The sequence below is a fragment of the Rothia nasimurium genome (assembly GCF_049068285.1).
In the GTDB taxonomy this organism is placed as follows: domain Bacteria; phylum Actinomycetota; class Actinomycetes; order Actinomycetales; family Micrococcaceae; genus Rothia; species Rothia nasimurium_I.
Genome location: NZ_JBLKPV010000008.1, coordinates 1 through 23,196 on the forward strand (window position 1 = coordinate 1; position 23,196 = coordinate 23,196).

Consider the following 23,196-nt stretch of genomic DNA (forward strand, 5'->3'; position numbering starts at 1 on the left):
ACTATCTGATATGTACTGGGCACCCCTTATGAGCAACCCTCTTTCTGAGCCTAAATTTTATTTTGGCGATAAATTTCTACGCCTTGACCTTCCCAAATATTTCCATCTATTTTATTGATGAAAACTTTTCTCTCATCATCATATTCCACTAAAGGAAAATAGATAGTATCTATAGTGTAATCCCAAAATTCAATAACCTGTTTAGGGTGGACAGCAAGGTATTCATCCGTATAAAGGTCAGCTTCCCCCCAACTTGCACTGGGGGAAACACCCAAGATGTGAGGGGCATTAGGGCCACCTTCCACTAAGAGAATGTAACCATCATGGACAATTTCTCCGGGAGAGACATCAGAATCCACCCCTTCCTGGGAGTAAGGGTTTGCCGATATTTTTTCCCGTATTGCTCCCATCTGCCCCATGGTCTGGGGGTAAAGATTATAGAGCCTGGTTCTTTTAGGTGCACAGATAATCCAGGGGGCCACAGATTTTTCTGTCTCACGATAGACCTGACAGTATTTCTCTGCCTTCTGGTAGCTGGAATATACAGCTGCAACTGATACATCCCCAAAAGGGATGTGCAAAACTATGTAGATAAAATCCGAAATATCAGTAGCCGCAGTTTTCATCTTTTTTCACCGCCTGCACAACAGTTCTTATGGTCTTTCCGTTAACAATCACTTCACCATGGGTTATTTGTTGAAATTTTGACTTATTAGAGTTTTTACACGACCATTCCAAATTCTTTAGTTCCATAGAGCTGATTTTATAACCAACCTGGGGATTTATCGGTCATCTTCTTATAACTCAAGCCTCCCTAAGCCACCCAAACCCCGCTACGGGCTCGCCAGCCCAGGGTGAGGGCGCGGGCGCCCATGTACCACAGGGCGTAGGAGCACCACAGCAGCAGATAGGCCAGGGTGGGGCCACCGAACAGACCGCCCCAGGAGGTGCCCCCAGCAAGCGGGGCGGGAGCGTCCGCACCGGCACCGAACCAGACATATAGTCCAGCCAGCACCGGCAGGTAGGCCACCAGGGTAAAGAGCCCCGCCAGACCCAGGTAGCGCACGTCCTGGGCGCCGATGAGCACGCCGTCCAGAATGAAGACGTAGGCAGCCAGGGGCTGGCCCACCGCCAGCACCAGCAAAGAGAGAGCAAAGAGGCGCTGCACCTCGGGATCGGGGGTAAAGACCCAGGCCAGGCCAAACCCGACCGCAGGGCAGACCAGGGCCGTGACCAGGCCAAAGGCCAGGCTCCACCGCACCAGGCGGTTTTTGAGCTGAACCACCGCGCCCTGCCCCTGCCGGGTGGAAAGATCCTGTGCGCCCATCTCCTTACCCAGCAGGGCCTGGGCGGCAATGGCCAGGGCATCTAGGGCGAAGGCCAGCAGGTTAAAGAAAGCCATCGTCAGCTGGTAGGCGGCCAGGTTTTTCTCCCCCTGGCTGGTCACCACAAAGACCGTAGCCAGCAAGGCAAGGCGCAGGCAGGCGGCCCGCACCATCAGCCAGGCCCCCACCCTAAAGACAGCCTTAAGACCGGCGAGGTCGGGCAGCCAAATCCGGCGGGCTGAGCTGCCGGGTAAGGACGCTCCTGCCCCGGCCTGGGCGCGGATTCTTCCGATAACAGCCCAGGTCAGAGCCAGGGCCATGCCCCACTGCACCACCGCTGTTGCCACCGCTGAACCAGCAACACCCCACCCTGCCGGGTAGACCAGGGCCCAGCTCAACGGCACGTTGAGGGCGGCCCCCAGGGTAGCGATGTAGAGGGGGGTTTTAGCGTCCTGGAACCCCCGCAGGGCCCCGGTTGCCGCCAGCACCAGGAGCATGGCCGGCAACCCTGCCAGGGAGGGCAGCAGGTAGGCGGTGGCGTGGGTGAGCACCTCACCTGAACCACCCAGGGCAGTCAGAAGAGGGGTAGCTGTAGCAGTAAGCAGGAGAGCGCAGAGAATACCCAGACCAAGAGCTACCCACAGGCCGTTGCGGGCGGCAGCAAAGGCGCGGGGCACATCTCCAGCGCCCACGGCCCGGGCAACTGCCGGGGTGGTGGAGTAGGCCAGAAAAACCATGAAGCCCACCAGGGTCTGCACCACGGTTGAACCCAGCGTCAGGCCAGCCAGCGGGGCACTGCCCAGGTGGCCCACAATGGCAGAGTCAGCCAGCACCAGCAGGGGCTCAGCGATCAGGGCGCCAAAGGCGGGAACCGCCAGGGTGAGAATCTGACGGTTCAGAGAAGGGGCAGATGAAGGATGGGCCATGCACACCACCCTACCGCGCAGCAGGGCCCGGACCCGACCGCTAGGGGCGGATCATAATGTAGCTTTTCCGGCCGGCGAATTCGTCAGTGCGGGCAATAGTGAAGCCCTCTTTTTCGTAGAAGCGAATGGCGCGGGCATTGGTGGTGAGCACTTCAAGTTCAGCTGGCCCCTGGTCGAGGGCGCTCCGCAGCAGGGCCTGGGCGATACCGGTGCCGAAAGCCTCGGGGTGCAGGTAGAGCATTTCAAGTTTCTGCACGTCATAGGGCATTTGGGAGGCAAAGGCCAGGCCCAGCAGCTGGGAGGCAGCAGGGGGCGCAGCCAGGGCAGTTCCCCCGGGGGTGAGCAGGTCTGAGTCTGCCCCTAAGGACGCGGGCAGCTCGGGTGGGACGGGCAGGGCCAGGGCAGGGCGGGCCGCAACCAGGGCGCGACGGCGCTGGCCGAGTCGGGGTTGGACGTCCTCGCCGGTGCCGCCGGTTCCTTCAACCCATTCGGCGAAGCCGGTGGCGCGGGCCTGAAGTTGGGCGTCCTGTTTTTCAAACATTTCGGGGGTGAAGGTGCCGGCGTAGGCCTCCCGCCATGACACCATTCGTAGCTTCTCCCACTCCAGGGCCTCCGCAGGCAGGGGTGGGCGAATCTCGTAATCCATGATTCTCCTTGTGACCCGGCCCTGTGCGAGTGAAGCGGGGGACGGCCGAGTGCTACTTAGGGCAATGATACTCCTGCGAGTCCATGTAACTGAAGAGACCGCACTGTGAATTTAGGCGACCTGGTCAGTTATCCCTTCTGACATGGAGATTTTAGTTGAGAGCCAGGTAGTAGGTGTAGTCGTGGCCAATGATTTCTGGGGTGATTTGGAAGTCCCGGGTGCCGTAGAGGGTAAAGCCGCTCTTTTCATAGAACTTTTGGGCCCTCAGATTGTCTTCGTGGGTAGCCAGGTGCAGGGTGGTTTTGCCGAGGCTCCGGGCCAGGTTTTGGGTGGCGGTGAAGAGATCGGCTGCAAGGCCGCTTCCTCGGGTTTCGGGGCGCAGATAGAACTTGCTGAGGTAGATGGCATCCCCAGGGACGGCCTCGGGCTGGGGTTCTTGCTGGTCAAGGGCACTATAGCCGACCAGGTGGCCGTCGGAATCCTGGGCGACGGTGATCAACCAGGCCCCGGGGCGTAGGTATCGGCCAAAGGCTTCTTCGGTGAGCTGGGTGGCGATGAACTCCTGGACGGCTTCAACCGGGATGACGGGTGGGGCGGCGTCGGGGAAGGTGGCGGCAGCAAGCTCGGCGAGGGCGGTGGCGTCGCTACTGGTGGCGGGGCGGATTGTGTAGGTCATGCTTATTCCTTTTCATAGCCGCGGAGTTTGTTGAGGGCGCGGCGTTCGTTTTTGGTGGGGCGGCCGGTTCCGCGGTCGCGTTTGGGCAGGACACCGCTGGTGAGGTAGGCGGGCTTGGGGGCTGAGATGTCCTCGTAGCAGGTGACGGCCACGGGGGCACCGACGCGCTTGGCGATAGTTTTTCGGACGATCAGGACGCGTTCCCACCCGGGATAGCGGACGGTGACGGTGTCGCCGGGTTTAATTTTTTGGGAGGGTTTGGTGTGGTCGCCGTTGAGTCTGACGTGCCCGGCCTTGACTTCGGTGGAGGCGAGGGAGCGGGTCTTGAAGACGCGCACGGCCCAGAGCCAGGCGTCCAGCCGGACGGGCACCTGGGGCTCTGTCTGGGGGCTCTCTACTGGGGAGGTCATGTTTCTAGGCTACCGCGCCTCATGAGCCCACCTGCACTGTCACGAGTTCGTCCCAGTGGGTGGTCGCCCGGGGGGAGAGCATGGCCCGTTTCATCTGCCACTGGGGCGGGCGGGCTAGCCCGGCGTACCCCAGGCCCAGGGAGCCTTCCCCGCAGGCTTCCTGCACCCGGGTGAGGAGCCCGGCAATATCGCGGGACTCGTGGCGGTATTCGAGGCCGGTGAGGGGTTCTTGCCCGCCTGATGGCCGCAGGTCGGTGAGCATAATGCCCGCCCGGGCGTAGGAGACGGTCGAGAAATCGACCTGCCCTAGAAGCTGGTGGGCGGCCCGGGTGAGAATGACGGGGTCGGACGTATACCCCGGCAGGCGCACCTGCAGGGCGGGGTGGTGCTGTTGCCCGCCCCCGAACACTGCCGTTCCGCAAAAGGCGGTGAGTAGGCCAGCTAGCTGGCCGTGCCGGGCTAGCCGGGAGGCCGCTTTTTGGGCGTAGATGCTAAGCACCTGGCGTAAAGAATCCTGGTCTGCCACCGGCTGGGAGAAGGCCCGGGAGTAAATCAGCTGGTCTTTGAAGCGGCGCTGCTCTTCAAGGTCGAGGGCCGGAATTTCTTGTAATTCCAAAACTGTACGCATGAGGACGACCGAGAACTTCTTGCGGATGACATCCGGCCGAACAGCAGCTAAATCAGCAATCGAGACGATACCCATGCCAGCTAGTTTCTTGGTGGTTTGCCCTCCTATACCCCAGACTTCTGAGACCGGCAGAGCTGCTAGCAAGGCGGCCTTGCGCTCAGGGGGCAGGGCGCCCCACACACAGACCCCACCGAGTGCCGGTATTTTTTTGGCGGTTTTGTTGGCCAGTTTGGCAAGGGTTTTTGTGGGGGCAACACCCACGCAGACGGGCACCCCGACGGTGGAGGCCAGCTCGTCCTTAATTCCCCGGGCGAAAGGACGCACCTGCCCAACATCCAGGGGCACGGTCAGGAAGGCTTCGTCAATGGAATACTGCTCAAAGTCAGCAGCCCGGGCAGCAAGCACCCGCATGACCCGGCGGGAGATATCACCGTAGAGCTCGTAGTTTGAGGACCGGGCGATAACCCCCTGGGCGGTGGCCCGGTCTTCGATCATGAACCAGGGATCACCCATGCGGTAACCCAGGGCCTTGGCCTCTGCCGAGAGGGCCACCACGCAGCCGTCATTATTCGAGAGCACCACAACCGGGCGTCCTTCAAGGCGCGGGTCAAAGATCCGCTCACACGAGACATAGCAGGAGTTGATGTCAACGTGAACAACCTGCCGGGTACCCATACTCCCTCCTTTCGTTAGGTTCCATCGGGCATAAGCCCCGGAGCCCTACCTACCCTGGGCTAGACCCGGTGCAGGCAGCGGGTGACGACCCCAAAGATCATGAAGTCAGATTCTGCCGGTATGGGAATGGGTGGGTAGGCGGGGTTATCGGGCAGGAGCCAGCCAGCCCCTGACCGGTCGATATGGAAGCGTTTGACGGTAAATTCACCGTCAATGGCCGCCACAACCACCGACCCTTCAACGGGACGCCGCGAGCGGTCGACGATGATTTCGTCGCCGTCAGCAATCCCCGCATCGATCATGGAGGAGCCGGAAACCCGCAAGATATAGGTGGAGTTTCGGTCGGCAATGAGAACCTCGTTAAGGTCTATTTCGGTGGCGGAGTAATCCTGGGCAGGCGAGGGGAAGCCCGCAGGCACAGGCAGGGGGCTGGTGCGTAGCGGCCAGGGAGCCCCCGGGTTCAGCTGGCCTACCAGTAGGGCTTTCATGCTTTAAATATAGTACATATTTTCGATTATTGTACGAATATATGTTCTATAAAAGCGATTTTTGAAGAGGCCGCCCCCTGGGCAGTAAGCCATACTTCAAGAAAGTGCCCCTCCCCATTCAACCCAAACCACTGTTTCCCCTTGTGAAACCTATCTTTTACCGCAGGGCCACCGACGGTTGCCTACCACCTGCCCCGGCGTCATCCCCCTGAAGGAACCCCCTAGCCCTGAGATACCCCTGGGTCACCCCGCCTCACCTCCCGTACACTGGTGCCCATGACTACCCCTGTTCCACCCACTATTCCTGCCGATTCTTGCTCTCTGCCACTTGATGAGAACCTGCCGGGCACCGCCGCCCGCGAGTCTCTCTGGGTATTGCTGGAACACCCCGGTGGGTGGGGGCGCGACATCCTTGACGGCACCACCTTCGGCCCCGACCTCTCTGCCGCCCTCAAAGAAAAAATGGCCCAGGCTGGGGGCCGCCTTCTGCTGATCCGCCACCCCGGCCGCGAGGGGCAAAAAGCTAAGGACGCAGGCACCCGCCGCCGCGCCTTCGTCGCCGTCACCGGGGGGCAGGCTGACACAATAGCCCGCCTCTACTCCTTTGAGGTCACCGGGGCAGAAGATTTGCCCACCCTCCCCCTGGAAACCCCGGAAAATATACCTGGTGCGGTTGTTTCACGTGAAACCTTGACCCTTATCTGCACCCATTCCAAGCGCGACCGCTGCTGCGCGGTGCGGGGCCGCCCTATCGCGTCCTTTGTTGCCGAACAGCTAGCTGACGGCAGCGTCTGGGAGTGCTCCCACACCGGCGGGCACCGTTTCGCCCCGGTCGCTATCAGCCTGCCCACCGGCTATACCTACGGGCGGCTGAACTTCGAGCAGGCCCTCGCCCTGGCCCAGGAGGCCCAAAAAGGGCAGGTAGCCCTGGAGGGTCTGCGCGGCCGCTCCTCCCACTCCCCTATCGAGCAGGTAGCCGAGGTGGCCGTCCGCACCCTCTTGGCGGATACCGGCGAACACCCCGGCCCCGATGACCTGACCCCTGCTGAAGTAACCGCCACTGAACCTGATCTGCACGCCGCCCGCGTCACCCACCGTGACGGCCGCTCCTGGGTGGCAACTGCCCGCCGCACTGAGTTGCCGCCGCGCCCGGCGTCCTGCGGTAAGGACGCTGGCGCCGCCTTCAGCTGGACCCTGCAGAGCCTGCACCCCACCAGCCCCCAGGGGACCGTTTAAACGAAATGCGGGGTTTCCTTCGAGATGCGGTAGGAAGAACCGCATCTCGAAGGAAACCCCGCAACTCGCGAAGCCTCTTCGTTAGATCACGCCGCTTGCCCCCAGCAGGGAGCCCACAGCGAAGGTAACAGCCAGGGCCAGGGCACCGCCAACGACCACGCGCACCGCCGCCTTGCCGTAGTGCGGGGAGCCACCCCACTTAGCCCCCAGCGACCCGGTAACAGCCAGGGCGATCAGCACACCGGCGAAGGTCACCGGAATACGAATCGACTCGGGGAAAACCAGAATCAGCAGGGTGGGTAGCAGGGCGCCGACCAGGAAGGCACCGGCTGACGCGAAGGCCGCTGACCAGGGGGAGGGAATGTCCTCATCGTCGATACCCAACTCAAAGTGCAGGTGGGTTTTGAGGGCGTTCTTCTCGGTCATTTCGATGGCCGCCTTGCGGGCGGTTTCCGGGGAGATACCGCGCTCTTCAAGAATTTCGGTCAGCTCATCCAGCTCTTGTTCGGGTAGGTCGCGCAGTTCAGCCTTTTCCTTGGCGATCAAGGCTTCCTGGCTGTCTACCTGGGAGGAGACTGAAACGTACTCACCCAGGGCCATAGAAATAGCACCACCGACTACGGCGGCCGCTGCGGCCACGCCAATAGCCGAGGTGCTGGTAGTTGCACCGGCAACACCGACCACGGTGGCGGCCACCGAAACAATACCGTCGTTAGCGCCGAGGACGGCGGCCCGTAGGCGGTTCAGTTTCTCTTGGTAGGCACCGCCCATGTCGTGGGCTTCACCGGTGTGGAAGTGGGGTGTGGTTTCCTTCGCTTGGTTCGTCATGCCTTTACTCTAGACCGGCTCGCGGGTGCTTTCTAGCGAGTGCCCAGTTACCCCCTGCTCGGCGGGGCTTAACCGGCAGGTGAGGCTAGGCTGGGTTTCCTAGAGGCGGTCGAGGAACTCGCCCATTGCCCGGTAGGCGGCGGTGCGGGCGGGTTCAGGTGAGAGGAAGACGTCGTGGGTGGCTCCTTCGATAACGCGGCTGGTGACGTGGGGGCCGAGGGAGGTTGCCCAACGGCGGATGCCCTGCACGTTGAGGACGGCGTCGAAGTCGTGGCGGTCGGTGGGGTTTTTGAGTGTGCCGGAGCGGGCTGAGGTGAGCACCAGGACGGGGGCCTGGATATCGAGGCCGCGCTGGAGTTGCTTCTGGGCCCGGCGCACTGCCGCTAGCCAGCCTGCGTAGATGGGCGGGAAGTTGAGGGTTTTCCAGTCGGTGTTGAAGTGCCAGGTACCTGCGTGATCGGCATGCAAGGAGCGGGCGTAGGCGTCCTCTTGTTCTTTTTGGACAATCGCGCGGGGCTTGAGACGTGCGAGCGCAGTGACAGCGCTGGTCATGAGGGCGCGTTCGAGGGGGTTGTTGAAGTGATCAAACCAGGGGGAATTGAGGACGAGGGCGGCCAGCTCGGGCGGGGCGGTGCGGTCAGCCCAGAGAGAGGCGATGAGCCCGCCGGTGGAGTGGGCCAGGAGAATAACCTGCCGGTGGCCGTCACGGCCGGTGATGAGGCCCCAGGCGGCGGTGAGGTCTTCGAAATAGTCGTCGAGGTTTTCGGTGTAGAAGGGGGTTTGACCGGGGCGCAGGGAGCGGCCGTATTTGCGCAGGTCTAGGGCGTAGACGTCGTGGCCGCGCTCGGCCCACCAGTCACCGAGGTCTTTTTGGAAGAAGTAGTCCACAAAGCCGTGCAGGTAGAGCACGGCGGGTTTTGCCGCCCCGTGCGCTTCCCGGGCGGACGCCGGTGGACAGGACGCGGCGTCCTGGCCGCTGGCGGGGCGGCGAACGAGGGTGGCGACGAGGGAGCCTTCGGAGTCCCTGCCCAGGTCGATAGTTTCGGCGGTGTAGGGGGCGCCGAGAATGTCTGGCTGTGTCATAGCTCCCAGTTTACGCCTGGTGCGGCAGGCATCTATCTAGCGCACCCTCTCCATGCGCCCCTATCATAGAGAAGATAAATCCGTGATGCCCGCAACACCCTGCGAGCACCCACCAGTAAGGACACCACCCATGACCTACACCGTCAGCGATTACCTGCTTGACCGCCTTGTTTCCTTGGGCGCTACCGATATTTTCGGTGTGCCCGGCGACTTCAACCTTCAGTTCCTTGACCATGTGATTGCCCATAAGGAACTCACCTGGGTGGGCAACGCCAATGAGCTGAACGCCGGGTATGCTGCGGACGGCTACGCCCGCGTGGGTGGTATCGGCGCCCTGGTCACTACCTACGGTGTGGGTGAGCTTTCAGCTATTAACGCAACAGCAGGCTCCTATGCTGAGCACGTGCCCGTCCTGCACATTGTGGGTGCCCCTTCCAAGGACGCCCAGGCCGCCCACCTGACCATGCACCACACCCTGGGGGATGGGGACTTCAGCCACTTTATTCGCATGGCCTCCGAGGTGTCCTGCGCGGTTGCTAACCTTGAGCACGCTACCGCCACTGCCGAGATCGACCGCGTGCTGCGGGAGATGATGATCCAGAAGCGTCCCGGTTATATTCTGCTAGCGACCGACGTGGCCCGGGTTGAGGTGGCCCCGCCGTCCGGCCCCCTGGAGGTGCCCAAGGCCCTGTCCTCCCCCGGCGCTGCTGAGGCTTTCCGCGCAGACCTGGCCGAGGTGCTGGCGGGCAAGCAGACCACGGTTCTCGCCGACCTTTTGGTGCACCGCATGGGAGCCCAGGCCAACCTGACTGAGATGCTGGAGGCCACCGATCTGCCCTATGCCACCCTCATGTGGGGTAAGACCCTGGTGGACGAGTCCAAGCCGGCTTTTGCGGGCATTTACGCCGGGGTGGTGTCGTCCGCCCGCACCAAGGACGCCGTTGAGCAGGCCCAAGCCCTGATCTGCGCGGGCGTGACCTTCACCGACACCACGACCGCAGGTTTCTCCCAGAACCTCCCCGAAAACACCGTCTTCTTGGGTGCCCAGACCGCCAAGATTGGCCGGAAGACCTACGCCCCGCTAACCCTCGATACCGCCCTGGATATTGTGCGCGAGGTTGCCCGCGAGGTCGGCGCAACCCCCAAGGAGCTGCTGCCCTGGGATGAAGAAACCCACGAGGACATCGACATGACCGCCCCGCTGACCCAGGACGTCCTCTGGTCCCTGCTCTCCCGCGAACTGTCACCGGGCAACATTGTGGTGGCCGACCAGGGCACCTCCTTCTTCGGCATGGCCTCCCGCCGCTTCCCCGAGAACTCCATGTTCATCGGCCAGCCCCTGTGGGGTTCCATTGGCTATACCCTGCCCGCCATGCTGGGGGCCGCGATTGCCGACCGCCAGGCACGCGGCGTCCTGCTCATTGGCGACGGCTCAGCCCAGCTGACCTTCCAGGAAATCGGCACCATGCTGGAGCAGAAAATCAACCCGGTGGTGGTGCTCATTAACAATGATGGCTACACAGTAGAGCGTGCCATTCACGGGGCCACCCAGCCCTACAACGACATCCGCCGCTACAACTGGCAGCTGGTCCCGGCGGCCCTGGGGGCAACCGAGGACGATGTGCTCATGCTGCGCGTGACCACCGCCGCCGAGCTGTTGGAGGCGACCGCCCTGACCCAAGCAACCCGCGACAAGCTGGTCTTCCTGGAAATCATGATGGATAAGGACGACGTTCCCGCCCTGCTGGCCGACGTGGCCGCAGCGCTGACCCGCGCCAACTCGTGACTTCCTCCCCTCCCTCACGGGAGGGGCTTCCTACCAACTAACCCGCGATTCCGACCAGGCGAGTTCATCACCGGCCATCACCACCACAGGCTAGTTCTCGATGGGTTCTTGCTTCACACAAGGACAGCGCCAGCAAGCTGACGTCTTACATCCTCTCCACAAGCGTTTAGGCTCTCGGCAAGCCCTGCCGCGAGCATGATATTAACCGCCGCATTGTAATCACGGTCAAGCCAGGTTTCACATTCCTGACATTGCCAGGCCCTGATGTTCAGGGCTTTCTTCCCACCTGGGGCCCCGCAAACAGAGCAGGTCTGGGTGGTAGGGGCAAACCTATCAATCTTGATAAGCCTTCCACCGGCGGTAGCTAGTTTGTATTCCAACATGCTTACCAGCATTGCCCAGGCAGCGTTATTGATTGATTTCCCTAACCGGGTGCGCGACAGCCCTGTAATGTTCAGTGTTTCTACTGCCACTGTTTGGTTTTCACGGGTGATAGTAGAGGTGAGTTGATGCAGGTAGTCATTGCGCTGGTTGCGGATTTTTTGGTGGATTTTAGCTACAGCAATGGCAGCTTTTGTACGGTTGTTTGAGCCTTTCTTGGTGCGAGCAAACTTGCGTTGAGCACGGGTAAGTTTGCGCTGGTTTTTCTGGTAAAACTGTGGGGTGTCAATCCTGTATCGCTGCCCGCTAGTAGTGGTGATAGTGGCAAGGTGGGTAAGCCCCAGGTCAATACTGGCAGCCTGGGCGGGGGTGGCAGTGTGGTGCTGGGCTTCGAGGATAAAAGAGGCCCAGTATTTGCCGGTGCTATCTTTGCTGATGGTAAGGCTGGTGGCGTTCTCTACATTGCGCCCTGCTTTGCCTTTGACCCAGCCAACCTTGGGGATATAGAGCTTGAACTTCCCATGCTTGGCGTCATAAACCTTGACTTTGAAGGAGTTGGCCCCAGGTAGGCGAAACGACTGCACCCCTTTACGAGTGCGTCTGGGGGTTCTTGCTTTCTTGCCTGCGGCACGTTTTTTCACCATTGCAGCGTAGGCATCTTTTGCCTGAGCACAGGATTCTTGCAAGGCAGCTGCCGGGGCCTGTGTAAGCCAGGGGAAAGCTGTCTTTTTGTTACTGACGGTCAGGATAGAGCGTAATTGTGAGTGAGTCTTACGCTGCAGCACCTGGTTCTCGTACTCGTAGGCTCGGTAGGCGGTGTACTGGTTGAAGATGAACCGGACGCAGCCGAAGACACGCGCCAAGTCTTGTTCTTGCCCGCTGGTTGGGTAAATCCTCGTTTTATATCCTCGCTTACTCATTGTTCACCTCCAACCTACCGTAAAATACTACCTAGAATTATATACTCTACAATAAGGAAAACCACTGTGAATAAAGATGATTACAGGCGCGGTAGGCATGTGGTCTATGATTTGCATGCTCATATTGTCCTGACCCCCAAATACCGCAGAAAAGTGATGACCGAGCGTGTCCATGCTCTGATTGAAGAGACCACCAAGGAAGTCTGCCACCGCTTCGATGTTGTGATAGATGAGTTCAATACAGATCAAGACCACGCCCATCTGCTGATTACATACCCACCCAAGGTTTCTCTATCTACCCTGATTGGGGCTATTAAGACCAACACTGCTAAGCGGGTGCGAGCTGCTGGGTTTGAGGAAGTGCAGCGGGCTTTATGGGGTGAACATTTTTGGTCACCGTCGTATTTTGTAGCTTCAACGGGCGGGGCGCCTTTGGAGAAGGTGAGGGTCTATGTGCAGCAGCAGGGGCAGGTGCCTCGTGGGCCGGGGAACCCTTTGTGGTGATTCATCCACGCCCTGACGGACGTGGGTTTCTCACCACCCATCAGCTAAAAATAGCCGACCCCGCCGTATCCCGAGCCGCTGCCACAAGGCAGCAGGGTCCTAACACAAAACAAACCCCCAGGGGTATACTAGGGGAAAGTTTTTTACAGAAAGCAGGAGTCGTGCAACTAAACCCCGACGAGATGAAACCGGTCATCAACCGCCTCAAGCGCGCCCAAGGGCAGCTCAACGGTATTATCCGCATGCTTGAAGAAGGCGATGACTGCCAAAAAATCGTCACCCAGCTGGCTGCTGCTTCCAAGGCGGTCGACCGCGCTAGCTTTGCCGTGGTTGCCAGCGGGCTCCAGCAGTGCCTCACCGCAGATGAGCCCGAAATGACCCCCGAGCAGCTAGAGAAAATGTTCCTCTCCCTGGCCTAGGTTCCCCCAGCACACCAAAACGCCGCACCCCGGCTCTTACCTTGCACTCTACTGGTGCTGAGATAAGAGCCGGGGTGCGACGTCCTTAAGTAGCGCAGCCGAGGCAGCTCACCTTCCCGCCTACACCGCCAGGTGCGCGAGGGTGCTAACTGCCATATAGGCCGCAACCAGGTAGAGAAAGGCTGCGAAAGCTAGCTGGAGGGCAGGCTGGGGTAGCCGCTTTCCGCCCCAGGTGCCCACCAGGGTGCCGACTATGGTTGTGGCTAGCAGGGGGGCTAGCGCCGCCCAGTCTAAGGACGGCAGGGCCCCGGCACCCAGGGTCAGGGCAACAAGGCTGTTGATGAGGATAACCAGTAGAGAGGTTCCCACGGCGGTTGCCATACTGAGCCCCAGAATCAGGGTCAGGGCGGGGACAATGGCAAAACCACCGCCTACCCCGAAGAAGCCAGTTAAGAAGCCGACCCCAGTGGCTGCCCCCACCAGCGCGGCCCCTTGACGGAAGGCAGAAGGGCGGGAGGGGGCGTCCGTCCTGCTCACTGGTATAGATTCCCTGCGGGCCTTGCGCACCATCAGACTGGCCACCACCAGCAGCAGGAGGGAAAAGGCTAGCAGGAGTAGCTGCCCGTCGAGGCCGTGGGCTAGAACCCTGCCACCGTAGGCACCGGCTAAGCCGAGGGCACCGAAGAGGGTGCCGCGCCGCCAGTCGAGGGAGCGGGCCCGGGTGATCACACCGGTGACGGCACCGATACCCACCACAACCAGGGAGGCAAGGGTTGCCTGGGCGGGCGTAAAGCCAAAGCCGTAGACCAGCAGGGGAATGGCCAAAATAGCCCCTCCCCCACCCAGGGCACCCATGAGCAACCCGACGGCTAGACCGCCTGCAAGAGCTAACAGCACCTTTACCCTTTCTCCTTCTTTACCCTAGAGAGAGTACCCCTAGGGGTATCTTGAAAACAAGATGTAGGGGTGGGCGACGTTATGAGCTGGAATTTTAGTAGTCTAGATTAGGTAATTTTGGTAGTGTAAAGAAAAGAATTTCAGCAGTGTAGAGAGCAGAATACTGGAATTATGCCCTTGTCAGAAGAAAAATCCCCCTACCTCCAGCGCACACTCGACCGGGAACTTTCCCTCCTAATGCCCTACGCCCCGGCTATTGCGATTGACGGCCCCAAGGGTGTTGGCAAAACAGGCACAGCCAGCCGCCATGCAGACGCTATTTTTTACCTTGATCAGGTAGAGCAGCAGAACATCGCACGAGCCGACCCTGCATTCACGATGGTTCCCGACGGCACCCTACTCTTTGATGAATGGCAATATGTTCCAGAGGTATGGAACTCGGTGCGTCGCCAGGTTGATCAGGGCGCTCCCCCGGGACGTTTTTTGCTCACGGGTAGTGCCTCCCCTCTTGCAGGTGTTGACACCCACAGCGGGGCGGGGCGCATTCTGAGCCTGCGTATGCGTCCTCTGACTTACTATGAACGCTACCGTCCACACGCACCTGTGAGTCTCTCAGAGCTCCTTCTTGGGGATAGCGACCCCATCGCGGGGCAGACAACCCAAGCGACACTTGCAGACTACTTCACCGCAATCGTCAGCAGTGGTTTCCCCGGCATTTTCCAGGCCCCGGAGCAGATTCGCCGGCGTCTGCTTGACGCCTACCTACAGCGCGTCATCGACAAGGATTTACCCGACTCAGGGTATGCAGTAAGACGCCCTGAAACCTTCCGCCGCTGGCTAACCGCCTACGCGGCGGCAAGTTCTACTACTACAAGTTATTCTCGAATTCTCGATGCGACGAGTGCAGGTGATGGCAGCCAGCCCGCCAAGACAACAACCGCAATGTACCGGGATTTTTTGACGAAACTGTGGCTCCTTGACCCGGTTCCGGGGTGGGTGCCGGTCAATAATGAGTTCACGAAACTCGCGGTTTCTCCTAAGCACCAGCTGGCAGACCCGGCCCTGGCAGCGCGACTTCTGGGCTTAGGGGCGCGGGGTTTAGCCACAAGCCAGGGAGCCCACATGGCAGGGCCTCTCTTCGAATCGCTGGCAACTCTGAGTGTGCGTACAGCCGCCCAGGCTGCTGAGGCGACGGTCAGCCACCTGCGCACCCCCAAGGGAGATAGGGAGGTTGATTTGATTGTTCAGGGGCCTGAAGGGCAGGTACTGGGCATCGAGGTGAAGTTGACCGCGAGCGTTACGGACGCGGACGTCCGCCACCTCCTGTGGTTGCGGGAGAAGGCAGGAAGCTCAGTAACAAACCTGGTGGTGGTGACAACTGGCTCTCAGGCCTACCGCCGTCAGGACGGCATAGCGGTAGTCCCGCTGGCCCTTTTAGCTGAGTAGCAACACCCCAAAAAACTAAACCCCACGCTTTGTCACGAGGAGCGGAGGGCGTCCACCCTGCTGAATCTTGCCAGGTACCGGGCGAGCAGGGCCGCCAAGGGCTGCACCCAAAACCAGCAAGCCAGCTCCCCCACTAGCCCCTATGATCTAGTCCCCCCCCGACCCAGAAGAGTCAGCGTCACATCAGATAGGTGTTTGACCTCCGGGTACAGACGCTCAGGCAAAGCACTGTTTCCTATGGCCTTAGACTCTGCAGTGAATACAGCCTCTAATGCAACCGGCAATCTCTCTGCAATCTCCCTCACCGTGGCTACCACCCAGTCTGCCTCTATACGGGCCGCTGCCGCAAACCTCTCCCAATGCCTACGGGAGATTTTGCCAAAGCGTCGTTCACCCCCAATAGCCATAGCAGCCTTTCTCAGCTCATCAGAAACCCCAGGAAGCCCATCGTTTTCACTATAACCGAACTCCGAGCCTCCCGGCTCGTAGGGTAAGGCTGAGGCAACATCATAAAAAGGAGCCAAAACCAAGCGACCCCCAGGAAGGTGCATCAGCGAATAATTCTTCGCGTGGGCGTCAGGAGCACCCAACAGATAGTTGCCGATAAGCCCTTGAACGAATTTTTCAATTTCTGAATCAGCCGCCCCATTCAGCCTTAAAACTTCAATTATTTTTAGGGCACTGGGCCCTTTATTGGATTCGTATTTATTCTGCGGGAGAGTTGAGGTTGCCTGGCAGAAATCTTCCTGATGCAGACGCATAACCTGCCCATCACCTAGACGTAAGCGATCGTAACGCTCAACAATAATCGCCGGCACTCCATCGAAAGTACGGTACTCCGTAGAGGCAACCGCTAGCCCCACTTCACCCAAGGCCTTAAGGCAGAGGTGCTCATTAAGAGCCTGGTCTTTTAAGGTATGGATACCCGGCTTAAAGATATGGGTTGTTGGTTCTGCACCTCTAGCTTCGAACCAGCCACCGTTCTCCTGTCGTAGCGCAAATTTACTCTGTGCGCCAGCCAAGGACCACCGCTCCCGAGGAAGAATCCACGACTGCCCCGAATCTGCCAGGCTCCTCAAACGGTTAGCTATTGTCTCTTCATCGCAGGAGATCAGCTCGCCAGTAAGGTTCAGAGAAGGGTCTTCACTTTTGGGGTCGAAAAACTGAACCGCTCCGGCGCAATCAGCACCAATGTGTTCAAGCAGGGCAAAAGGATTTCGGGGGGAAACACCAAACTCCCGCCCCAAGGCCTCACGCACCCCGTAGCCTTCTGGCACAAGGCCCTCGATAAAAGCTCTCGTCACCTTTGCTGAGTAAGGGGCTTCACGCACTGGCATAGCAACTGAGAGCTGCAGAGCATCACTCACACCAGAAAAATATTGGAAGGAAAGACTACCTGCGTCTGACTGGCTCAGAGTGCCGATTTTCTGGCCATAGGAGTAGGCTACAAGTTGTTTCATGACTTTCTACCACCTTCTAGGGTGGCACGCACTTCTTGCTGCAACCTAGTCTCACCGAAAAGGTGGCTCAGTTGATTATCCGTAGGAAACATAACATCGGGTATATCGTCTGTCGTTTTTTGAGGGCGGGGTGCCCCCTCTGCCGCAGACCAGGACAGGGTGATATCGACCCCCAGAACTTTCAACAGGTCCAGGACTTTATCCAACTCTGCCCTAGGGCGTTTGCCCTGTTCGATACCGCTTATCCATTCGCGTGAGACCTTAGCCCTTTGGGCAAGCTCTTGCTGAGTTAGACCAGATTTTGTGCGGGCGTCATGAATAAAAGCTCCCAGATTTTTCTGATGGGTGATTTTCCGCTCCATTTTTACCTCCCGCACTACAAGAGTTATGTGTCAATACGTTCACACCACTGAATGTGAACGTACCATCACAATACCAGATGTGAACATACCTTCACATGACTGAAAGGAACAGGCCCTCCCCGCCCTTCTAGACCTCCATGACATAAAGAGGGGCCCATACCCCGCAGGGTATGGGCCCCTGACAGCCAGGGAACCTAGTTTAGCCAGCTACGTAGTAGAGGCGCTTGTTAACGAACTCATCCATGCCGTAGGGGCCGAGTTCGCGGCCGTAGCCGGAGTTCTTCACACCGCCGAAGGGAATCTCGGCGCCTTCACCGGCGGGGGTGTTGACGTTGACCATGCCGGCGTCAATCTGCTGGGCCAGGCGGCGGGCGCGGGCCTCGTCCTGCGAGAAGACAGCCCCACCCAGACCGTACTGGGTGTTGTTAGCCAGCTCAATGGCTTCCTCATCGCTCTCTACCCGGTAGACGGTAGCGACGGGGCCGAAGAGCTCCTGATAGTAAACCTCAGAGCCAACAGGCACATCAGTGAGGACGGCCGGGGAGAGGTAGGCGCTCTTCTCATCCAGCAGCTGCCCACCGGCGCGAAGGGTGGCGCCGGCGGCAACAGCGGCGTCCAGCTGCTTCTTGAGGCCTTCGGCTGCTGAGCGGGAGGAAAGGGCCATGTAGGTGGTTTCGTCTGCTTCGGCGGGCTTGCCGGGCTTCATAGCTTCGGCCAGCTTGACCAGCTCAGCCACGAACTCGTCGTAGATATCGGCCATGACGATTATGCGCTTGTTGGAGTTACAGGCCTGGCCGGTGTTGTACATACGGAAGCCCCAGGCGGTGGCCGCAGCTTCAGCGACGTTGTCGGTATCGAGCACGATGTAGGGGTCAGAGCCGCCCAGTTCCAGCACGGCCTTCTTGAGGTTACGCCCGGCAATCCCGGCCACAATGGCACCGGCGCGTTCGGAGCCGGTCAGGGAGACACCCTGGATGTGGCGGTGGCCGATCATGGCCTCAATCTGGTTGTGGCTAGCGAAAACTGCCTCGTAGGCACCCTCGGGGACCCCGGCGTCCTTCATAATCTCGGCAATGGCAAGCGCGGACTTGGGGCAGATTTCGGCGTGCTTGAGCACAATGGTGTTGCCCAGCATGAGGTTGGGGGCGGCGAAGCGGGCGACCTGGTAGTAGGGGAAGTTCCAGGGCATGATACCCAGTAGGGCGCCCAGGGGCTTGCGCTGAATGTAGGCCTCGGAGTTCTCAGCGGAAGAGGGGATCGGCTCGTCCTTCAGGTGGTCGGCGGCGATCCCGGCGTAGTAGGCGAAGATTGCGGAGGAGAACTCGGCTTCTTCAATGCCCTCTGAGATGGGCTTACCCATTTCCTGGGAGATGATTTCGGCCAGCTGCTGCTTGCGTTCTTCAAAGAGTTCAGCGATCCGGTTCACGATGGCGGCGCGTTCTTCAACGCTGGTGGTGCGCCAGGTCAGGTAGGCGGTGTGGGCCCGGTCTACGGCGGCGGTGGCCTGCTCGTCGGTGAGGGTGTCGAAGGTTTCGAGGACGGTGCCGGTGGTGGGGTCTTCGAGGCGGTAGGTGGCGCTCACGGGGTGCTCCTTTACTGTCGTGGCCCGGTGGGGGCTGGCTGTGTAGAGAGGACGGGCCCGTCCCGGCTCCTTGCCCGTAGGCAGGGGGCGGGGCGGGCGCGTCCTTGGTGGGGTGGGCAGGTGATTACTGCTGGGCGTAGGGGTCGCGCATGCCGATGTACTGAATGGAGGAGTATTCGGCGATGCCTTCGGCGGCTCCTTCGCGGCCCATGCCGGACTGCTTGACGCCACCGAAGGGGGCAGCGGCGTTAGAGACGACTCCGGCGTTGAAGCCCATGATGCCGAACTCTAGGTGGTCGCTGGCGCGGTAGAGGCGGTCAATGGATTCGGTGTAGACGTAGGAGGCCAGGCCGTATTCGGTGTCGTTGGCCAGCTCGTAGGCCTCGTATTCGTTGCTGAAGGTGAAGATGGGGGCGATGGGGCCGAAGATCTCTTCGCGGGCGACGCGGGCGTCGCGGGGCACATCGACCAGGACGGTGGGCTTGTAGAAGTAGCCTGCGCCCTCCCCCTTTTCGCCGCCGGTGAGCACGCGGGCGCCCTTGGCGACGGCGTCCTCAACGAGGGCAACCATGGAGTCCTGGGCTTTCTGCTCGATGAGGGGGCCACAGGTAACACCCTCGTCCAGGCCGTTGCCGACCTTGAGGGCGGCCATGGCGTCGGCGAACTTCTGGGAGAATTCTTCGGCCAGGGATTCGTGGACGATGAAGCGGTTGGCGGCGGTGCAGGCTTCGCCGATGTTACGCATCTTGGCGGCCATGGCTCCGGCAACGGCCTGGTCGATGTCGGCGTCCTCGAAGACCAGGAAGGGGGCGTTGCCGCCCAGTTCCATGGAGGTGCGCAGGACGTTGTCGGCGGCCTTCTTGAGCAGGTCCTTGCCGACGGGGGTGGAGCCGGTGAAGGAGACCTTCCGCAGGCGGGAATCGCTCATGATGGGCTCAGAGATAGCTGCTGCTGACTTGGAGGAGACGACGTTGAGGACGCCTGCGGGCAGGCCAGCGTCCAGCATGGTCTGGGCGAAGTACTGGCTGGTCAGCGGGGTCAGACGGGCGGGCTTGAGCACCATGGTGCAGCCTGCCGCTACGGCGGGGGCGACCTTGCGGGTGCCCATGGCCAACGGGAAGTTCCAGGGGGTGATCAGCAGGCAGGGGCCGACGGGCTTGTGGCGGGTGATCATGCGCAGGGTGCCCTCGGGCATGTTGAGGGAGCGGCCGTAGTGGCGGGGGGTTTCTTCGGCGAACCAGCGCAGGAACTCGGCCCCGTACTTGACCTCACCGAGGGCTTCGGCGTAGGGCTTGCCCATCTCTAGGGTCATGAGGGTGGCGAATTCTTCGGCGCGTTCGGTGACCAGTTCGAAGGCGCGGCGCAGGATTTCGGCGCGTTCACGCGGAGGGGTTGCGACCCAGCCGTGCTCACCGGCTTCTTTTTCGGCGCGGCAGGCGGCGTCGAGGGCGGCGAGGGCGTCCTCTTCGGTGGCAGAAGCCAGGGTTGCGATGACTTCACCGGTGGCGGGGTTTTCTACGTCGAAGGTGCCGCCGTCGGAGGCGTCGCGCCACTGGCCGTCAATGAGCAGGCCGGTGGGTACTTTGGCGAGGAGTTCTTTGACATCTACGGTCATGGTGGGGGTGTACCTTTCAGTTGTGAAGCGTCATTGCCAGTGGCAGGGGGCTGGCCCCTCCTGCTATCCTACGCCTGCCGCTGCGGGGCTAGTAGCCTCTCTCACACTCTTTATCCAAGGGGGTGGGCGTTTTATCCAGTGGTTTACTCGGGCAAATCCAGCATATGCTCGACGTCCATGGGGACGCGGCCTGCGAAGAAGTCGGGGCGCTTGAAGCGCTGGTAGAGCATGACAATGACGCCAAGAACCAGCAGGACGAGGGAGAGGATGAAGACCAGGCCGATTCCACCGATTTCTGAGCCGGAGCCGTAGGCCGGGTCCATGGAGTCGAAGAAGGTCTGGGCGAAGAAGACCACCAGGATCAGGCCGCCGATGAGGGGCAGGAGGAACTGGTTGATGAGGTTGCGGGCACCGCTGGTGAGGGAGGTCTTGCGGAAGTACCAGACGCAGGCGAAGGCGGTAACACCGTAGTAGAGGCAGACCATGAGGCTCAGCGCTGCGATGGTGTCCCAGAGAACCGAGGTGGAGATGAAGCGCATGGCCACATAGAAGACGGTGGCAATCAGGCAGGAGGCGATAGTGGCGTAGGAGGGGGCCTGGTACTTGGGTGAGAGGCGGGCGAACTTGGGGCCGAGGGCCTTGTAGTAGCCCATGGCCAGCAGGGTGCGGGCCGGGGAGACGGCGGTGGACTGCAGGGAGGCGAGGGCGGCGACCATCACGGCAATGGACATGAGGATACCCAGGGAGCCGAGGACGGGGCCGGAGAGGGCTGCGAAGATGTTTTCCTGGTTGTCGGGATTCCCCAGGCCCAGGCCGTCCTCGCTGGTGCCCGCGAAGGAGAGGGTGCCGACGGAGAGGAAGAGGTAGAGGACGACGATGGTCAGGATCGTGCCGACGGCGGCGGTGCCGCTGGTGGTGTGCTTACCCTCGGTTTCTTCGTTCATGGTGAGCACGGCGTCCCAGCCCCAGTAGAGGAAGAAGACCAGGGACATGGAGGCTGCCAGGGTGGAGAAGGAGTCGATGCCGAAGGGATTGAACCATTCGAGGCTGAAGCTGAGGTTGGCAAAGCCGGTGCCGGTGGCGGCCTTGTAGAGGGCAACGGCAGAGAAGAGGGCCAGGACGATCAGCTGGAAGATGATGAGGACGGTCTGGAGTTTCTGGGTGGCGTCCAGGCCGCGGTAGGTGATGTAGCAGCCAAAGGCCATGAAGGCGATGAAGGTTGCGATATTGACCAGGTTGTTGGAGGCAAGGTCTGCGATATCGGGGTTACCTAGGGCCTGGGAAAGGAAGAGGTAGAAGAAGTCGACGGCGATTCCGGCCAGGTTGGAGAGCACCAGGATGGTGGCAACCAGCAAGGCCCAGCCACCCATCCAGCCGACGTAGGGGCCGAAGGCCTTGGTGGTCCAGGTGAAGGTGGTGCCAGCGTCGGGCATGGCGGCGTTGAGTTCGCGGTAGCCGATAGCGACCAGGAGCATGGGGATGAAGCCGATGAGGAACATGGCGGGCATGTAGATGCCAGCTTCGGCGGCAACGGGGCCGAGGGCGCCCGAGAGGGAGTAGGCGGGGGCGACAACGGAGATGCCGATGATGATGGAGGAGAAGAGGGTGACGTTGCCGGAGGACAGGCCTTTTTTGTTGGCGGCACTGACGTTGACGGCACCGTGGGGGGTGGGGGATGTTTGACTCACCTGTGAGCTCCTTCTATTCATCACCTTCATGGAGTGGTGGGGACCAAAGAGTTAAACGAATGTCGTTCGTTTAGTTAGATACACTACAACCTTAAGGAAGATTTGTGAAGTGCGTAACGAAATTTTTACACCGGGTACAGATAAGCAGGGCCTATAGACCAGCCCCACAACAGGCCAGCCCGGCACCCAAGAACAGAGGGGCCGGTAACAACCGGCCCCTCACAGAAGACAATAGACGCTAGGTAAACCTAGTTTTTCCCCACCACCGGGATTGAGCCGGTCCAGGGCTCCTGGGCCGAACCGCGACGTCCCGGTGAATAATCGCGGGGAACAACCACCAGGGGCACCGGCAGGCGGGTCAGAATCTTGGCGGTATTGGAGCTCAAGAAGAGCTCCCCGCGCTGGGCCAGCTTAGAGGAACCAGCCATGAGCACAGACCCGGTAGACCAGTCCACCGACTCCACGGCGTCCGGAACCGTCACCCCCACGCCCACAGCAATGCTGACCTGGGCGGACTCAGCCGGGGCCACGGAGGACTGGTCCAGCAGCTCACGCACAGCCGCCTCAGCCTCAGCCCGGGCCCCGGCCCCGTCCTCACCCTCAACCAGGGAGACCAGACGCACCGGCAGGCCGGTACGGTTGGCGGTGGCCACAGCCTCCTCGACGAGGGAAATCGAATCAATCTCAGCAGACACAGCGCAGTCAATCTGGCCAATCTTGGTCTGCTCCGAGTAGTCATGGGGGGCCAGGATCACCGGAATCCGGGAGCGGTGCAGCAGGGCGTTATCCACCGAACCCAGGGAGTGGAAGAGCCAGCCACCGGTCTTGGCGCCGCCGACCACAATCGCCCCGGCCCCAATCGCCTCGGCAAACTCCATGAGTCCGGCAGCGGTAGATTCTGCCTGGCGCAGATGGAACCGGGCCTTAAGGCTGGTGGGCACCCACTGCTGGGCCTCCTCCAGCCAGCCAACAGCCTGCTCCTGCAGCATGGCCCCAAAGTTAGAGCGGGGAGCAGCCAGGCGCGGGTTCTGGTGCTTGAGCACATAGACCACATCCAGCTCAGCCCCCAGGGAAGAGGCCAGGGCAACGGCCAGATTAATGGCGTCGCGTCCACGGGAGGAGGGGGAGTAACCGACAACGTAGCGCATAGGTTTTCTTTCTTGTGTGAGGCCCGGCAGGTGCCGTGGTGGTTCCTGCACCTGCCGGGCCAGGCCG

The 23,196-nt window shown here is 60.7% G+C and carries 22 protein-coding genes; 5 read left to right on the forward strand and 17 right to left on the reverse strand.

The window, feature by feature from the left end:
- Positions 1-50 precede the first annotated feature (50 nt).
- The 7 genes from ACMXX3_RS07975 to ACMXX3_RS08005 form a co-directional block, all read right to left on the reverse strand.
- Positions 51-626 (reverse strand): hypothetical protein, encoded by a 576-nt coding sequence (locus tag ACMXX3_RS07975; RefSeq protein WP_421084202.1) that lies wholly within the window; start codon positions 624-626, stop codon positions 51-53.
- A 188-nt stretch (positions 627-814) separates the two neighbouring features.
- Entirely contained in the window at positions 815-2,251 is a 1,437-nt protein-coding gene (locus ACMXX3_RS07980) for an MATE family efflux transporter (protein WP_421084203.1), read from the reverse strand.
- A gap of 40 nt (positions 2,252-2,291) precedes the next feature.
- Positions 2,292-2,897: a GNAT family N-acetyltransferase gene (locus tag ACMXX3_RS07985; protein ID WP_421084204.1), complete on the reverse strand. Its 606-nt coding sequence runs from the start codon at positions 2,895-2,897 to the stop codon at positions 2,292-2,294.
- Positions 2,898-3,048: 151 nt separating this feature from the next.
- A complete protein-coding gene (locus ACMXX3_RS07990; RefSeq protein WP_421084205.1) occupies positions 3,049-3,573 on the reverse strand; it encodes a GNAT family N-acetyltransferase in 525 nt (174 codons plus the stop codon).
- Between the two features lie 2 nt (positions 3,574-3,575).
- A complete protein-coding gene (locus ACMXX3_RS07995; protein ID WP_421084206.1) occupies positions 3,576-3,983 on the reverse strand; it encodes an RNA-binding S4 domain-containing protein in 408 nt (135 codons plus the stop codon).
- A 19-nt stretch (positions 3,984-4,002) separates the two neighbouring features.
- Positions 4,003-5,286 carry a Y-family DNA polymerase gene (locus ACMXX3_RS08000; protein WP_421084207.1) on the reverse strand — a complete coding sequence of 428 codons (1,284 nt, stop codon included), beginning with the start codon at positions 5,284-5,286 and terminating at the stop codon, positions 4,003-4,005.
- A gap of 59 nt (positions 5,287-5,345) precedes the next feature.
- Positions 5,346-5,774, reverse strand: a complete 429-nt coding sequence (locus ACMXX3_RS08005) for a LexA family protein (RefSeq protein ID WP_421084208.1) — start codon at positions 5,772-5,774, stop codon at positions 5,346-5,348.
- Between the two features lie 276 nt (positions 5,775-6,050).
- Here ACMXX3_RS08005 and ACMXX3_RS08010 point away from each other — a divergent pair, with 276 nt between their 5' ends.
- A complete protein-coding gene (locus ACMXX3_RS08010) occupies positions 6,051-7,010 on the forward strand; it encodes a sucrase ferredoxin (RefSeq protein ID WP_421084209.1) in 960 nt (319 codons plus the stop codon).
- Positions 7,011-7,091: 81 nt separating this feature from the next.
- Here ACMXX3_RS08010 and ACMXX3_RS08015 read toward each other — a convergent pair whose 3' ends face one another.
- Both ACMXX3_RS08015 and ACMXX3_RS08020 read right to left on the reverse strand, forming a co-directional pair.
- Positions 7,092-7,838, reverse strand: coding sequence for a VIT1/CCC1 transporter family protein (locus ACMXX3_RS08015; protein WP_421084210.1), 747 nt, complete (start codon positions 7,836-7,838; stop codon positions 7,092-7,094).
- Between the two features lie 99 nt (positions 7,839-7,937).
- Positions 7,938-8,921: an alpha/beta hydrolase gene (locus tag ACMXX3_RS08020; protein WP_421084211.1), complete on the reverse strand. Its 984-nt coding sequence runs from the start codon at positions 8,919-8,921 to the stop codon at positions 7,938-7,940.
- Between the two features lie 130 nt (positions 8,922-9,051).
- Here ACMXX3_RS08020 and ACMXX3_RS08025 point away from each other — a divergent pair, with 130 nt between their 5' ends.
- On the forward strand, positions 9,052-10,707 hold the full coding sequence (locus ACMXX3_RS08025; RefSeq protein WP_421084212.1) for an alpha-keto acid decarboxylase family protein: 1,656 nt from the start codon (positions 9,052-9,054) through the stop codon (positions 10,705-10,707).
- A gap of 113 nt (positions 10,708-10,820) precedes the next feature.
- Here the strand turns inward: ACMXX3_RS08025 and ACMXX3_RS08030 are convergent, their stop codons facing one another.
- Positions 10,821-12,008 (reverse strand): RNA-guided endonuclease InsQ/TnpB family protein, encoded by a 1,188-nt coding sequence (locus tag ACMXX3_RS08030; RefSeq protein WP_421084213.1) that lies wholly within the window; start codon positions 12,006-12,008, stop codon positions 10,821-10,823.
- 66 nt (positions 12,009-12,074) lie between these two features.
- Here ACMXX3_RS08030 and tnpA point away from each other — a divergent pair, with 66 nt between their 5' ends.
- Together tnpA and ACMXX3_RS08040 are read left to right on the forward strand one after the other, a co-directional pair.
- Complete coding sequence (tnpA, locus tag ACMXX3_RS08035; RefSeq protein ID WP_421084214.1) at positions 12,075-12,512, forward strand: IS200/IS605 family transposase; 438 nt, start codon at positions 12,075-12,077, stop codon at positions 12,510-12,512.
- Positions 12,513-12,673: 161 nt separating this feature from the next.
- Positions 12,674-12,931, forward strand: a complete 258-nt coding sequence (locus tag ACMXX3_RS08040; RefSeq protein WP_421084215.1) for a metal-sensitive transcriptional regulator — start codon at positions 12,674-12,676, stop codon at positions 12,929-12,931.
- 120 nt (positions 12,932-13,051) lie between these two features.
- Here the strand turns inward: ACMXX3_RS08040 and ACMXX3_RS08045 are convergent, their stop codons facing one another.
- Positions 13,052-13,828, reverse strand: a complete 777-nt coding sequence (locus ACMXX3_RS08045) for a sulfite exporter TauE/SafE family protein (RefSeq protein WP_421084216.1) — start codon at positions 13,826-13,828, stop codon at positions 13,052-13,054.
- 177 nt (positions 13,829-14,005) lie between these two features.
- Between ACMXX3_RS08045 and ACMXX3_RS08050 the strand changes: the two genes are divergently transcribed.
- Positions 14,006-15,274: an ATP-binding protein gene (locus tag ACMXX3_RS08050; RefSeq protein WP_421084217.1), complete on the forward strand. Its 1,269-nt coding sequence runs from the start codon at positions 14,006-14,008 to the stop codon at positions 15,272-15,274.
- 140 nt (positions 15,275-15,414) lie between these two features.
- Here the strand turns inward: ACMXX3_RS08050 and ACMXX3_RS08055 are convergent, their stop codons facing one another.
- From ACMXX3_RS08055 to ACMXX3_RS08080, 6 genes are all read right to left on the reverse strand, one after another.
- Positions 15,415-16,734, reverse strand: a complete 1,320-nt coding sequence (locus ACMXX3_RS08055) for a type II toxin-antitoxin system HipA family toxin (RefSeq protein WP_421084218.1) — start codon at positions 16,732-16,734, stop codon at positions 15,415-15,417.
- Positions 16,731-17,096 (reverse strand): helix-turn-helix domain-containing protein, encoded by a 366-nt coding sequence (locus ACMXX3_RS08060; protein WP_421084219.1) that lies wholly within the window; start codon positions 17,094-17,096, stop codon positions 16,731-16,733. The genes ACMXX3_RS08055 and ACMXX3_RS08060 overlap by 4 nt, the downstream gene beginning before the upstream one ends.
- A 199-nt stretch (positions 17,097-17,295) precedes the next feature.
- Positions 17,296-18,678, reverse strand: a complete 1,383-nt coding sequence (locus ACMXX3_RS08065) for an NAD-dependent succinate-semialdehyde dehydrogenase (RefSeq protein ID WP_421084220.1) — start codon at positions 18,676-18,678, stop codon at positions 17,296-17,298.
- A 124-nt stretch (positions 18,679-18,802) separates the two neighbouring features.
- Complete coding sequence (locus tag ACMXX3_RS08070) at positions 18,803-20,293, reverse strand: NAD-dependent succinate-semialdehyde dehydrogenase (protein WP_421084221.1); 1,491 nt, start codon at positions 20,291-20,293, stop codon at positions 18,803-18,805.
- Positions 20,294-20,436: 143 nt separating this feature from the next.
- A complete protein-coding gene (locus ACMXX3_RS08075) occupies positions 20,437-22,002 on the reverse strand; it encodes an APC family permease (protein WP_421084222.1) in 1,566 nt (521 codons plus the stop codon).
- 227 nt (positions 22,003-22,229) lie between these two features.
- Entirely contained in the window at positions 22,230-23,129 is a 900-nt protein-coding gene (locus ACMXX3_RS08080) for a universal stress protein (protein WP_421084223.1), read from the reverse strand.
- Positions 23,130-23,196 lie beyond the last annotated feature (67 nt).